This is a genomic window from Streptomyces sp. NPDC001985, from assembly GCF_040296845.1.
Classification (GTDB): Bacteria; Actinomycetota; Actinomycetes; order Streptomycetales; family Streptomycetaceae; genus Streptomyces.
This window is the reverse complement of the sequence record NZ_JBEOYB010000027.1, coordinates 50,965-64,463: the sequence shown is the minus strand read 5'-3', so window position 1 is coordinate 64,463 and position 13,499 is coordinate 50,965. Positions and strand designations below refer to the sequence as shown.

The 13,499-nt window shown below is 70.5% G+C and carries 14 protein-coding genes; 11 read left to right on the top strand and 3 right to left on the bottom strand.

The window, feature by feature from the left end:
* The first annotated feature begins 40 nt into the window (after positions 1-40).
* The 9 genes from purS (at position 41) to purM (ending at position 9,430) form a co-directional block, all read left to right on the top strand.
* The gene (purS, locus tag ABT122_RS14705; RefSeq protein ID WP_351550686.1) at positions 41-286 is read left to right on the top strand and encodes a phosphoribosylformylglycinamidine synthase subunit PurS; all 246 of its coding nucleotides are present in this window, start codon (positions 41-43) and stop codon (positions 284-286) included.
* Entirely contained in the window at positions 283-963 is a 681-nt protein-coding gene (gene purQ / locus ABT122_RS14700) for a phosphoribosylformylglycinamidine synthase subunit PurQ (RefSeq protein WP_351550683.1), read from the top strand. Before purS ends, purQ begins: the two co-directional genes overlap by 4 nt.
* A complete protein-coding gene (gene purL / locus ABT122_RS14695; protein ID WP_351550680.1) occupies positions 960-3,209 on the top strand; it encodes a phosphoribosylformylglycinamidine synthase subunit PurL in 2,250 nt (749 codons plus the stop codon). The genes purQ and purL overlap by 4 nt, the downstream gene beginning before the upstream one ends.
* Before the next feature lie 101 nt (positions 3,210-3,310).
* Entirely contained in the window at positions 3,311-3,850 is a 540-nt protein-coding gene (locus ABT122_RS14690; RefSeq protein ID WP_351550677.1) for an ArsR/SmtB family transcription factor, read from the top strand.
* A gap of 182 nt (positions 3,851-4,032) precedes the next feature.
* Positions 4,033-4,896, top strand: a complete 864-nt coding sequence (locus ABT122_RS14685; protein ID WP_351550674.1) for a M23 family metallopeptidase — start codon at positions 4,033-4,035, stop codon at positions 4,894-4,896.
* A gap of 10 nt (positions 4,897-4,906) precedes the next feature.
* On the top strand, positions 4,907-5,701 hold the full coding sequence (locus ABT122_RS14680; protein ID WP_351550671.1) for a maleylpyruvate isomerase family mycothiol-dependent enzyme: 795 nt from the start codon (positions 4,907-4,909) through the stop codon (positions 5,699-5,701).
* Positions 5,702-5,831: 130 nt separating this feature from the next.
* Positions 5,832-6,656, top strand: a complete 825-nt coding sequence (locus tag ABT122_RS14675) for an META domain-containing protein (protein WP_351550668.1) — start codon at positions 5,832-5,834, stop codon at positions 6,654-6,656.
* 129 nt (positions 6,657-6,785) lie between these two features.
* Positions 6,786-8,303: an amidophosphoribosyltransferase gene (purF, locus tag ABT122_RS14670; protein WP_351550666.1), complete on the top strand. Its 1,518-nt coding sequence runs from the start codon at positions 6,786-6,788 to the stop codon at positions 8,301-8,303.
* 35 nt (positions 8,304-8,338) lie between these two features.
* On the top strand, positions 8,339-9,430 hold the full coding sequence (purM, locus tag ABT122_RS14665) for a phosphoribosylformylglycinamidine cyclo-ligase (RefSeq protein ID WP_351550663.1): 1,092 nt from the start codon (positions 8,339-8,341) through the stop codon (positions 9,428-9,430).
* 94 nt (positions 9,431-9,524) lie between these two features.
* Here the strand turns inward: purM and ABT122_RS14660 are convergent, their stop codons facing one another.
* Positions 9,525-9,776 (bottom strand): DUF3073 domain-containing protein, encoded by a 252-nt coding sequence (locus tag ABT122_RS14660; RefSeq protein WP_351550660.1) that lies wholly within the window; start codon positions 9,774-9,776, stop codon positions 9,525-9,527.
* Positions 9,777-10,057: 281 nt separating this feature from the next.
* Complete coding sequence (locus ABT122_RS14655) at positions 10,058-11,155, bottom strand: Leu/Phe/Val dehydrogenase (RefSeq protein WP_351550657.1); 1,098 nt, start codon at positions 11,153-11,155, stop codon at positions 10,058-10,060.
* A 140-nt stretch (positions 11,156-11,295) separates the two neighbouring features.
* Here ABT122_RS14655 and ABT122_RS14650 point away from each other — a divergent pair, with 140 nt between their 5' ends.
* The gene (locus ABT122_RS14650) at positions 11,296-12,135 is read left to right on the top strand and encodes a DUF8083 family protein (protein ID WP_351550654.1); all 840 of its coding nucleotides are present in this window, start codon (positions 11,296-11,298) and stop codon (positions 12,133-12,135) included.
* 478 nt (positions 12,136-12,613) lie between these two features.
* Positions 12,614-12,820, top strand: coding sequence for a developmental transcriptional regulator BldC (gene bldC / locus ABT122_RS14645; RefSeq protein ID WP_003949541.1), 207 nt, complete (start codon positions 12,614-12,616; stop codon positions 12,818-12,820).
* A 345-nt stretch (positions 12,821-13,165) separates the two neighbouring features.
* On the opposite strand, the gene ABT122_RS14640 is transcribed toward bldC, so the two are convergent.
* Positions 13,166-13,360, bottom strand: a complete 195-nt coding sequence (locus tag ABT122_RS14640) for a DUF6274 family protein (RefSeq protein WP_351550651.1) — start codon at positions 13,358-13,360, stop codon at positions 13,166-13,168.
* Between the last annotated feature and the right edge of the window lie 139 nt (positions 13,361-13,499).

The window sequence follows — 13,499 nt, the reverse complement described above, 5'->3', positions numbered from 1 at the left end:
CTGAGGGAACCGCCTTCGCACCACATCACCGGGAGTGCCCGTGGCACGCGTCGTAGTCGACGTCATGCTCAAGCCCGAGATCCTCGACCCGCAGGGACAGGCGGTGCAGCGCGCACTGCCCCGCCTCGGTTTCGAGGGCATCGCGGATGTCCGTCAGGGGAAGCGCTTCGAACTGGAGGTGGAGGGGCCGGTCGACGAGGACGCCCTCGCCCGCATCCACGAGATGGCCGAAACGTTCCTCGCCAACACCGTCATCGAGGACTTCGTCGTCCGGGTGGACTCGTGACCACCCGTATCGGAGTCGTCACCTTTCCCGGCACGCTGGACGACCGCGACAGCCTGCGGGCCGTCCGGCTCGCGGGCGCCGAGCCCGTCCCGCTCTGGCACCGCGACAAGGACCTCCACCAGGTCGACGCCGTGGTCCTCGCCGGGGGGTTCTCCTACGGCGACTACCTGAGGGCCGGGGCCATTTCCCGGTTCTCGCCGGTGATGGAGACGATCATCGACCAGGCCAGGGCGGGGCTGCCGGTTCTCGGCATCTGCAATGGCTTCCAGATCCTCACCGAGTCGCATCTGCTGCCGGGCGCCATGCTCCGCAACAACCATCTCCACTTCATCTGCCGTGACCAGGCGCTGCGCGTGGAGAACGCGGAGACCGCCTGGACCGCCGATTACGAGCGCGGCCAGGAAATCTCCGTACCGCTGAAGAACATCGACGGCCGCTATGTCGCCGACGAGCGGGTCCTGGACGAGCTGGAGGCGGAGGGCAGGGTCGCCTTCCGCTACCTCGGCGGCAACCCCAACGGCTCGCTCCGCGACATCGCGGGCATCACCAGCGCCGAGGGCAATGTCGTCGGTCTGATGCCGCACCCGGAGCACGCCGTCGAGCCCCTGATCGGCACGGGCCGCACCGACGGCCTCGCCTTCTTCACCTCTGTCATCAAGAAGCTGGTCACGGCATGAGCCTCGATACGGTCAAGAACGCCACCGACACGCCCGAGACCGATCAGCCCTGGGCCGAACTCGGTCTCAAGCAGGACGAGTACGCCCGCATCCGGGAGATCCTGGGCCGCCGGCCCACCGGCGCCGAGCTGGCGATGTACTCGGTGATGTGGTCCGAGCACTGCTCCTACAAGTCGAGCAAGGTCCATCTGCGGCAGTTCGGCGAGAAGGCCCCGGAGAACGACGCCCTCCTCGTCGGCATCGGCGAGAACGCGGGCGTGGTCGACGTCGGCCAGGGGTACGCGGTCACCTTCAAGGTCGAGTCGCACAACCACCCCTCGTACATCGAGCCCTACCAGGGCGCGGCCACCGGCATCGGCGGCATCGTGCGCGACATCCTGGCCATGGGGGCCCGTCCGGTCGCCGTGGTCGACCCGCTCCGGTTCGGTGCCGCCGACCACCCCGACACCAAGCGCGTACTGCCCGGTGTCGTCGCGGGCATCGGCGGCTACGGCAACTGCCTGGGGCTGCCGAACATCGGCGGCGAGGTCGTCTTCGACCCCTGCTACCAGGGCAACCCGCTGGTCAACGCCGGCTGCATCGGTGTGATGAAGCACGAGGACATCCACCTCGCGCAGGCGTCCGGCCCCGGCAACAAGGTCATCCTCTACGGTGCCCGCACCGGCGGCGACGGCATCGGCGGGGTCTCGGTCCTCGCGTCCGAGACCTTCGAGAGCACCGGCCCGGCCAAGCGCCCCGCCGTCCAGGTCGGCGACCCCTTCCAGGAGAAGCTCCTCATCGAGTGCACCCTGGAGATCTTCCGGGAGAAGCTGGTCGCGGGCATCCAGGACCTCGGCGGCGCCGGTCTCTCCTGCGCCACCTCCGAGCTGGCCAGCGCCGGTTCCGGGGGCATGCGGGTGGATCTGGACACCGTGCCGCTGCGCGACGCGACCCTCTCGCCCGAGGAGATCCTCATGAGCGAGTCGCAGGAGCGCATGTGCGCGATCGTGGAGCCGGCGAAGGTCGAGCGCTTCCTGGAGATCTGCGAGAAGTGGGATGTCATCGCCACCGTCATCGGTGAGGTCACCGAGGGCGAGCGGCTGGAGATCTTCTGGCACGGCGAGCAGATCGTGGACGTGCCGCCGAGGACCGTCGCCCACGAGGGCCCGGTGTACGAGCGCCCGTACGCGCGCCCCGAGTGGCAGGACGCGCTCCAGGCCGACGACGCGGGCAAGCTGCCCCGCCCGGCGACCTCCGCCGAGCTGCGCGAGCAGGTGCTGCGGCTGGTGGCCTCGCCCAACCAGGCGTCCAAGGCGTGGATCACCGACCAGTACGACCGGTTCGTGCAGGGCAACACCGTGCTGGCGCAGCCCGAGGACGCGGGCATGGTCCGGATCGACGAGGAGACCAACCTCGGCGTGGCCATGGCGACCGACGGCAACGGCCGGTACACCAAGCTCGACCCGTACACCGGGGCGCAGCTCGCGCTGGCCGAGTCGTACCGCAATGTCGCCGCGTCCGGCGCCCGGCCGCTGGCCGTCTCGGACTGCCTGAACTTCGGCTCGCCGGAGGACCCGGGCGTGATGTGGCAGTTCGCCGAGGCCACGCGCGGGCTCGCGGACGCCTGTCTGAAGCTGGGCACCCCGGTCACCGGCGGCAATGTGTCGCTCTACAACCAGACCGGGGAGACCGCGATCCACCCGACGCCGGTCGTGGCCGTGCTCGGTGTGATCGACGACGTCAACCGGCGCACGCCGATCGCCTTCGCGGAGGAGGGCCAGCTCCTCTGTCTGCTGGGCGACACGCGCGAGGAGTTCGGCGGCTCGGCCTGGTCCCAGGTCGTCCACGACCACCTCGGCGGGCTGCCGCCGGCCGTGGACCTGGACCGGGAGCGGCTGCTCGCGGAGATCCTGATCTCCGCCTCCCGCGACGGAATGATCGACGCGGCGCACGACCTCTCGGACGGCGGTCTGATCCAGGCCGTCACCGAGTCCTGTCTGCGCGGCGGCAAGGGCGCCCGGCTGATCGTGCCGGACGGCCTCGACGCGTTCACCTTCCTGTTCAGCGAGTCGGCCGGGCGCGCGGTGGTCTCGGTGCCGCGCAGCGAGGAGCTGAGGTTCAACGACATGTGCGGGGCGCGCGGGCTCCCCGTGACCCGGATCGGTGTCGTGGACGGCGAGGAGATCGAGGTGCAGGGCGAGTTCAGCCTCCCGCTGAGCGAGCTGCGCACCGCGCACGAGGGGACCATCCCCGCGCTGCTGGTCTGAGACCACGCGCGCAGAGCGCCAGAGCCCCCGCTCCCTCCGAGGAGCGGGGGCTCTGGTGTGTGACCCTTGCACGGAGTTACGTAATTACGTATCTTTGCCGTATGGAGCTGGAGGAGCGGGTCGCCGAGCTGGAGCGCCGGCTCGGCGCGCTGGAGGAGCGGGGGCGTGTGCCCCCCGCCGAGCCGGAGGCCGGTGGCGAGGGTGCGGGTGCGAGTGCGAGTGAGGGCAGGTTCTGGGCGCTGGACGGGCTCAAGGACCAGCTCGCCCGCCTCGGCGCCGAGGACGGCGGGGTCGTCTTCACCGGCTCCGTGCGACTGCCGACCGGGCAGCGGTACGCGTGGCAGTACGGCGCCCTCACCGGCGACCTGCTGGAGGGCGACTGGACCGAGGCGGCCGACTCCTTCGCCGCGCTCGGCAACCCGGTGCGGCTGCGGCTGCTCCGCGAGATCCTCGGCGGGCTGCGCACCGCCGCCGAGCTGACCGGCCTGGAAGGGCTCGGCACCAGCGGCCAGATCTACCACCATCTGCGCCAGCTGACCGCCACGGGCTGGCTGCGCACCACCGGCCGGGGACGCTACGAGGTGCCCGGCACCCGGGTCGTGCCGCTGCTGGTGGTCCTGACCGCCGCGGCCCGCCCCTGACCGCCGCGCTCCCGCTCCTGACCGCCGAGCCCCGCCCCCGGCGACCGCGCTCCGGGCCCGCCCATCGCACTCCCGCCCCCGACGACCACGCGCCGGCCCCGGCCGCCGCGCTCCCGCTCCGACCACCGCCCCGCGGCCGGCCCGGCCGCCGCGGCACCACCCACCCGACCCATGGGGGACCCATGCCCGCACGGACCCGAAAACAGCTGATGAACCTGACCCGGGGACTCTGGGTCGCCTTCCTCGTCCTGCTCCTCACCGACCTGCTCGCCGATCCGCCCTACGGAACCCTCTGGGTGCTCGCCCCCGGCGGAGCCGCGCTGGTCCTCGGGCTCGTCCTGGAGCGTCTCGCCGCCCGGGCCCACACCTCCGGCGAGCGGCCGCCCGCGACCGAGGTGCTGCCCCCGGTCACCGGCCGCTGGATCGCCCTCAACAGCCCCGCCGACAAGACCCCCAGCCATGGCGTGCACGGCTACGGCCAGGCGTACGCCATCGACATCGTCGCCGACCCCCGGAGCCCCGGGGCACCGGACGCGCCCACCCGGCCGCCCTTCGCATGGCTCTGGCCCGTGGTCCGCCGCAACCGCGACTTCCCCGCCTTCGGCGCCCCGCTGCTCGCCGTCGCCGACGCCACCGTCGTCCACGCCGAGGACCGCCAGCGCGACCATCTCAGCCGCAACTCCCCGCTGATGATCGCCTATCTGATGCTCATCGAGGGCGCCCTGCGCGATATCGCCGGCCCCCGCCGGGTCTTCGGCAACCACATCGTGCTCGACCTCGGCGACGGCGTCTGGGCGGCGTACGCCCATGTGCGGCGCGGCTCCCTCACCGTCCGCGCCGGGGACCGGGTGCGGGCCGGCCAGCCCCTGGCCCGCTGCGGCAACTCCGGCAACTCCACCGAGCCGCATGTCCACTTCCAGCTGATGGACGGCCCCGACCCGGACAGCGCACGCGGACTCCCCTTCCGCTGGAGCGGTATCGGAATTCCCGGGAACGGCGAGGTCTTCACCGTGACCGACCCCGTCGCCGCCACCGGCTCGGATTAAGCTCTCCGCCATGCCACCGGCCCGCAGACGCCCCCGCACCTACGACTCCGAGAAGATCCGCGCCGCCGTTCTCGCCCAGTTCGCGCGGGTACGGGAAGCGGTGGAGCCGCTCACCCCCGAACAGCTCGCCCGGCCGACCCGGCTGGGGGAGTGGACGGTGCGCGAACTGACCGCGCACCTCTCCATGGTCCTCGGGACCCTCGCCCACAACCTCACCCTGCCCGAGCCGCCGAAGGCGGAGCTGACGCTCGCCGAGTGGCCGTTCCGGACGGCCGGCGCGGCGGCGGCGGTCGACGAGGACACCAGGGAACTGGCCGCCGCCGAGGGCGACCCGGCCGCGCTGCTCGCCCGGACCGCCGCCCACATCGGCGCGGTGCTGCCGGCCGCCTCCGACGACCGGCTGGTGCCGACCCGGTTCGGGGCCATGCGGCTCGGGGATTTCCTGGTCACCCGCGCCCTGGAGATGACCGTCCACACCGACGACCTCAACGACGCGACCGGCCTGGAGATCCCGTACGAGCCCGGGGCCCTCGCCGCCTGTACCCGGATGCTCGCCGACACCCTTGCCCTCAAGGCCCCCGGCGGCTCGGTGGAGGTGCGGATTCCGCCGTACGCGGTGGTGCAGTGCGCCGAGGGGCCCCGGCACACCCGGGGCACCCCGCCGAATGTGGTCGAGACCGACCCGCTGACCTGGGTGCGGCTCGCCACCGGGCGCCTCGGATGGGCCGAGGCGCTCGACCGGGCCGAGGTGAGCGCGAGCGGCGACCGGGCCGATCTGGCGCCGCTGCTCCCGCTCCTGGGCTGACCGGCGCCCCGGGCCGGGCGGCCCTCCCGGGGCCACCCCGGACGGCGGCTGCCGGAGCCCGGTGACGGGTGCCGGAGAGCCGGGTTCCGGTGACGGGGAACCGGACTCCGGTCCGTCCCGTCCCAGGGGCATGCGAAAAGAGCTGAGCGTCCCCCTCACCGTCCTGGCCCTCCTCGCGATCGCCGCCTGCGGCTCCGAATCGACCACCGGAAAGGGCTCCGACTCCGGTGGCGACGGCGCCGGGGCGAGGACGGCGGACCTCCCCCTCGCCGGAGTGGACTGGTCCGTCGACACCCTGACCACGGGCGGCAGGAAGAGCACCGCGCCCGCCGGAGCGCACATCGAGATCACCGAGAAGGGCCGCGCCCAGGGCAGCCTCGGCTGCAACCCCTTCTCCGCCAAGGCGGAGATCAGCGGCGAGACCCTCACCCTCGGCGCCGGCGACTCGACCGAGATGGCCTGCGCGAAGGACATCCAGGACTTCGAGAACAAGCTGCGCTCGGCCCTCACCGGGAGCCTCGACGCCCGGCTGGAGGGCAAGGGCAAGAAGCTCACCCTGACCACCGGCTCCGGCGACACCATCACCCTCGTCGACGCGGGCACCGCCCCCCTCATCGGCACCAAGTGGACGGTGGATTCGCTGCTCTCCGGTGATGTGGCCGAGTCCCTCCCGGCGGGCACCGAGCGGAACGCCCATCTGACCTTCGGCAAGGACGGCACCGTCCGCGGCAACCTCGGCTGCAACTCCTTCAACAGCACCGCGAAGGTCTCCGGATCGAAGATCACCCTTGGCCGGATCTCGGCCACCCGCATGATGTGCGCGGGGACCGCGTCCATGGTGGAGGCCCATATGCTGAAGGTGCTCGACGGGGAGATCACGTACAACCTTCTGAACCGTGGACTGACCCTCACCGGACCTGCGGACAAACGCGTCTCCGCGGTCGCGGGCCGGTAGCCGCGGCACCGGCCGGCCGCTATTCCGCGCGGACATTTCCGGCCCTCGTCCGGTGACGGAACCGTCACCGAGAGCCCAAGGGCATACCCGAATTCGGACCAGTGGTCGATCTCGCCTACACTCGGTGCCGTGCCACGTGGTGACGGTCGACTCAATCACGATCTGCTCCCCGGTGAGAAAGGCCCCCAGGACGCTTGTGGCGTCTTCGGTGTCTGGGCTCCGGGCGAAGAGGTCGCAAAACTGACGTACTTCGGGCTCTACGCCCTCCAGCATCGAGGCCAGGAATCCGCCGGAATCGCGGTGAGCAACGGCTCCCAGATCCTTGTCTTCAAGGACATGGGGCTCGTCTCACAGGTTTTCGACGAGACCTCTCTCGGTTCCCTGCGCGGACACATTGCAGTGGGTCACGCGCGCTACTCGACTACCGGCGCATCCGTCTGGGAGAACGCACAGCCAACCTTCCGGGCCACTGCCCACGGCTCCATCGCCCTCGGGCACAACGGCAATCTGGTCAATACCGCCCAGCTGGCCGAGATGGTCGCCGATCTGCCCCGCCAGGACGGGCGGGCCACCCAGGTCGCGGCCACCAATGACACCGACCTGGTCACCGCGCTGCTCGCGGGCCAGGTGGACGACGACGGCAAGCCGCTGACCACAGAGGCCGCTGCCGCCCGGGTGCTCCCCGAGGTCCGGGGAGCGTTCTCGCTCGTCTTCATGGACGAGACCACCCTCTACGCCGCCCGGGACCCCCAGGGCATCCGCCCGCTGGTCCTCGGCCGGCTCGACCGGGGCTGGGTCGTCGCCAGCGAGTCCGCCGCCCTCGACATCTGCGGAGCGAGCTATGTCCGCGAGATCGAGCCGGGCGAGCTGATCGCCATCGACGAGAACGGCATCCGCACCTCCCGATTCGCGGAAGCGAAGCCCAAGGGATGTGTCTTCGAGTATGTCTATCTCGCCCGCCCCGACACCGACATCGCCGGCCGGAACGTCTATCTCTCGCGCGTGGAGATGGGCCGGAAATTGGCCAAAGAAGCTCCCGCCGACGCCGATCTGGTGATAGCCACTCCGGAGTCCGGCACCCCCGCCGCGATCGGCTACGCGGAGGCCAGCGGCATCCCCTACGGCTCCGGCCTGGTCAAGAACGCCTATGTCGGACGCACCTTCATCCAGCCCTCCCAGACCATCCGTCAGCTCGGCATCCGCCTCAAGCTGAACCCCCTCAAGGAAGTCATCCGGGGCAAGCGGCTGGTCGTCGTCGACGACTCGATCGTGCGCGGCAACACCCAGCGCGCCCTGGTCAAGATGCTCCGCGAAGCCGGCGCGGCCGAGGTCCACATCCGGATCTCCTCCCCTCCGGTGAAGTGGCCCTGCTTCTTCGGCATCGACTTCGCCACCCGTGCCGAGCTGATCGCCAACGGGATGACCATCGACGAGATCGGTGCCTCCATGGGGGCCGACTCCCTCTCCTACATCTCCATCGACGGCATGATCGAGGCGACCACCATCGCCAAGCCGGATCTCTGCCGCGCCTGCTTCGACGGCGAGTACCCGATGGACCTCCCCGACCCGGAGCTGCTCGGCAAGCAGCTGCTCGAAACCGAGCTGGCGGGCGGCACCGACGCCGCCGACGCACTCCGTCGTCCGTAGGTTCCCGCAGCACCGAAACGAAAGCTCTCCCCGTCATGACCGCTGAGTCCTTTGACCGAGCCCCGCACCAGGCCGCGGGTGCCAGCTACGCCGGCGCGGGCGTCGACATCGAAGCCGGCGACCGGGCCGTCGAGCTGATGAAGGAGTGGGTGCGCAAGACCCGCCGCCCCGAGGTCCTCGGTGGCATCGGCGGCTTCGCGGGCCTCTTCGACGCCTCCGCCCTCAAGCGCTACGAGCGCCCCCTCCTGGCCTCCGCCACCGATGGCGTGGGCACCAAGGTCGACCTCGCCCGCAGGCTGGGCGTGTACGACACCATCGGCCACGACCTGGTCGGCATGGTCGTGGACGACCTCGTCGTCTGCGGCGCCGAGCCGCTCTTCATGACCGACTACATCTGTGTCGGCAAGGTCCACCCGGAGCGGGTCGCCGCGATCGTCAAGGGCATCGCCGAGGGATGTGTCCTCGCGGGCTGCGCCCTGGTCGGCGGCGAGACCGCCGAGCACCCCGGACTCCTCGGCGAGGACGACTTCGATGTCGCCGGCGCCGGTACGGGAGTGGTCGAGGCCGACCGGCTGCTGGGCCCGGACCGTATCCGCGCGGGGGACGCGATCATCGCGATGGCCTCCTCCGGCCTTCACTCCAACGGGTACTCGCTGGTCCGCCATGTCCTCCTGGACCGCGCCAAAATGGCGCTGGAGGCCCGGGTGGAGGAGTTCGGCCGCACCCTGGGCGAGGAACTCCTGGAGCCCACCAAGATCTACTCGCTGGACTGTCTGGCGCTCACCCGCACCGCCGAGGTGCATGCCTTCAGCCATGTCACCGGCGGCGGTCTTGCCAACAACCTCGCCCGTGTGGTGCCGGACGGGCTGCACGCCGTGGTCGACCGTTCGACCTGGACCCCCGGGCCGGTCTTCGACCTCGTCGGCAGCGCGGGCCGGGTCGAGCGCCTCGAACTGGAGAAGACCCTCAACATGGGCGTGGGCATGATCGCCGTCGTGCCCGCCGATTCGGCGGATGTGGCGCTGACCCTGCTCGCGGACCGGGGCGTGGAGTCCTGGGTGGCCGGTGAGATCACCGAGCGCGGCGATCACACCACCGGCGCCGCCCTGATCGGCGACTACGCCTGAGCCGGGTCCGGTCCGGAGAGCCGCGGACCGGACCCGAACAGCACAGAACCCGGTCCGGAGAGATCCGGACCGGGTCGGTGGTCAGCTGATGACGTCAAGCGCCGCGGCGATGTGACGCGGGACCGGACTCGTCGTCCTCGTCCTCATCGTCGTTGTACATCTCCGCGTACCGCGCGTACGGGTCGTCTTCCTCGTCATCGTCCTCGAACGGCTCCGGATTCGGAGGCTGGCTCGAAGTCGAAGCGCCCAGCTCGTTGGCCAGACGCGACAGGTCAGTCCCGCCGCTGTTGTACTTCAGCTGGCGGGCGACCTTTGTCTGCTTGGCCTTGGCCCGGCCGCGCCCCATGGCTCGACCCCCTCGGTGACGGGGCTCGACGGCCCCAGAGTCTTGACACGCGTTCATGAGTCGGAACGGACTCCCCGCGGGGAGACCGGCCCGTAGGGCTTCAACGGTACCTGCTTCCGCAGCCATACGGTACGCCGCCCGCATGACGTGGCACTTCGCAGGACCCGCGAGGAGCCCCGTCCTCGCTGGTCAACTGCGATATTAACCTCTTCTTGGCACCAGACCCGCCGACCGGGGTGAGTCTTGTCTCCCGTCGCGGCGGGCCGATGCCCCGATCGGCGTCAGCCCCGCCGGGCCTCCGCCATCCGCCGCTCGGCGATCCGGTCGGCCGCCACGGCGGGCGGAACGCCGTCCTCATTCGCACGTGCGAATATTTCCAGCGTGGTGTCGAAGATCCGCGCGGCCTGTGCCTTGCACCGGTCGAAGTCGAATCCGTTCAGCTCGTCGGCGACCTGGATCACCCCGCCGGCGTTCACCACGTAGTCCGGCGCGTAGAGAACGCCTCGGTCGGCGAGGTCCTTCTCCACACCGGGGTGCGCGAGCTGGTTGTTGGCCGCTCCGCAGACCACCCGGGCGGTGAGCACGGGGACGGTGGTGTCGTCGAGGGCGCCGCCGAGCGCGCAGGGGGCGTAGATGTCGAGCCCCTCGGTCCGGATCAGGGTGGCGGTGTCCGGGACCGCGACGACCCGGGGGTGTTTGGCGAGAATTCGCTGTACGGACTCCTGGCGCACATCGGTGATCACGACCTCGGCCCCCTCCTCCAGGAGATGGTTCACCAGGTGATGACCGACCTTGCCGACCCCGGCGACCCCGACCCTGCGGCCCGTGAGCGAGGGCGAGCCCCAGAGGTGCCGCGCGGAGGCCCGCATGCCCTGGAAGACGCCGTACGCGGTGAGCACCGAGGAGTCGCCGGCGCCGCCGTTCTCGGGGGAGCGGCCGGTGGCCCAGCGGGTCTCCCGGGCGACCACGTCCATATCGGCCACATAGGTGCCGACGTCGCACGCGGTCACGTACCGTCCGCCGAGGGAGTCCACGAACCGCCCGTACGCGAGCAGCAGCTCCTTGCTCTTGAGCGTCTCGGGATCTCCGATGATCACCGCCTTGCCGCCGCCGTGCCCGAGCCCGGCCAGGGCATTCTTGTACGACATTCCCCGGGCGAGGTTCAGCGCGTCGGCGACGGCCCCGGCCTCGGAGGCGTACGGATGGAAGCGGGTGCCGCCGAGGGCGGGGCCCAGGGCGGTCGAGTGGATGGCGATGACGGCCTTCAGGCCGGAGGCGCGGTCCTGGCAGAGCACGACCTGCTCATGACCTCCCTGCTCCGAGTGGAACAGGGTGTGCAGGACGCCGTCGGTCACATCGGTCACGGTGGTGACTCCCAAGTACGAAGCGGCGGGTGAGGGGCCATCCTGTGGGTGGGGACGGCCCGATTGGGCACGAGGGTATGTGCTACGCGTGCGTAGATGAGCCCAGGGCCCGGGAACACCCCCTGGCGGAGTACGACCGAGGAAGGATTTGCGACATGCCGGTGGTCTCCTCGGTCCTTGTGCCCTATGCGGCCTATCTGAGGGTGTACGAGCCTCTCGCCGCTTTCGCCCGGCCCGAACGGGAGCACTGGGCGCGGTACGCGCGCTCCGGTTCCCTCCCCACGGCCCAGGACGAACTGCGCCGTTCGCTGGCCGATTTGCTGCCCACCCCGCCCGTTCCGGTGCCGGTGCACGAGAGCGCCGAGGCGTTTGTGGCGGAATGGGACGGAGTGGTGTGCGTCTGTCCGTGGCGGACCCGGCTGCGGGGCTGGCTGGCCCTCCAGGAACTCTCCGACCGGTTCCCGCCGCCGCTGCTGGACGCGGTGCTGCCGGCCGTCGTCCGCGGACAGGCCGCCGCCGACTGGGAAGAGTGGCGTGAACTCAACCCCGACGCCCGCCCCTGGATCAGGTCGGCGGTCTGGCAGGTGCCGGTGCGCTGGTTCGTGCTCTTCGACGACGACGAGCGCGAGTACGGCCCGGCCGGCCCCGGCGCCCCGGTGATGCGCTACCGCACCCCCATGGTCCAGGCCCGCCGCCGGATCGCCCGGACGCTGAAGACACTCCGTGAGTCCTCGGACTCCGGGCAGCTCAGCGAGGGGCTGGTGGATGTCGGCAGATGGCTGGAAGAGTTCCATCCGCGCTCCCTGGTGGAGCTGGACTACGGCGGCCTGGTGCACGCGCTGCCCGAGCCGCTGCTCGCCGACGATCACTCCGCGGCGGATGTGGCGGCCGGGATCGGTGCGCTGCGAGAGGGTGACAGCGACGCCGCCGGCGAGGCATATGCCCGGCTTGCGGCCCGCTGGCGGGCGGTGCGGGACCTCCAATTCGCAAACTGAGCGAATGTGTGGATGATTGAGGCCTTCCGTCCAGGGTCGTAGGTCCCGATCCGGGCCTTTGTCTCAAGCGTGACGGACTGCACTATCTGGGCCCTTGCGCCCATCGCATACCCTCGTGTCAAAATAGGACAAGGAGTCCGGGGAGGGTTCCTTCCGTCCAACTACGGGCGGAATGCTCGGCATTGCGCTCTATGGGGGGTCTGATGGCTCCTGATCGCTCTGTGACTGATCGTCACTGTGACGTGACTGTCCGCTATGGCATAGTCCATCGGCGTTCAGCCACTGATGAACACCTCAGAGGGCAATTCCGTCGGTTTGGCCGACGTGGCTGGACAGATGGTGTAGTTGTAGTGCCGAGGACAAGCCGTTCGTCCTATAACCGACTCGGCCCGCGTCCGCCATTTCGGGCAACGTGGGTCAAGGTGCAGAATTTAGAGGAATGAACCGAGAAGGTTCGGTTCTCCCGAGGAGGCCGCTCATGACCGCTCGCACCCCTGATGCCGAGCCGCTGCTGACCCCGGCTGAGGTTGCCACGATGTTCCGCGTGGACCCGAAGACGGTCACCCGCTGGGCGAAGGCAGGCAAGCTCACGTCGATTCGTACGCTCGGCGGGCATCGCCGGTACCGCGAGGCAGAGGTACGCGCACTGCTCGCGGGTATCCCGCAGCAGCGCAGCGAGGCCTGAGAGCCTTGCTGCACGGGCTTTTCCGGGACCCCCATCCCGGTCGCGCCCACCCATAGCTCCACATGCCGGATGTCTGCCCCAACAGACCTCTGACACTGATCGCGCTGGACTCCGCCGGGTCCAGCGCGATTTTTTTGTGTGTGCGCCGGCGGGTGCGGGGGAGGGGGCGCGCGGCCGGCGGGGAGGGGCTCAGTCGGTGGTGCAATTGCACATATTAAATTGGTTGGTTGTGGGCGGGCGTGAAGAACCCGGGTTCTGAAAACCTATACGGTGACACCCGTCACACCGCGCAAGCCTTGCCAATGTCGTGCGTGTCCCTTCGGGCCGGGCGCAAGCGGCCCGAAGTCACTCGCCGGCGGGACCTTTGTCCTCGGCTGCCCGGGCCGGCTCCGATTCCTTCTCGCAGGGCTCCATGGCGAGCCGCAGGAGGCGATGGCAGACGGCGCAGTGCCTGGTGAGGTGCCGGACGCCGGCGGCGGCCGCCAGATGGGCGCGCAGCAGTGCTCTGATCTCGTGCCGTCCCGCTGTGGCCGCGGCCATGCACGTCACCTCCGCCTGTGGTGTGTGCCGGCCCCTGATGGGCCTTAAGGAGTGCGTACCGGCGCGCGCGGGGACCGTCAAGGCACCGGGCGCCCGAGCCACTTGCGGCCCGGGGGTCGCCGGCGGGACGGCGCGCGGC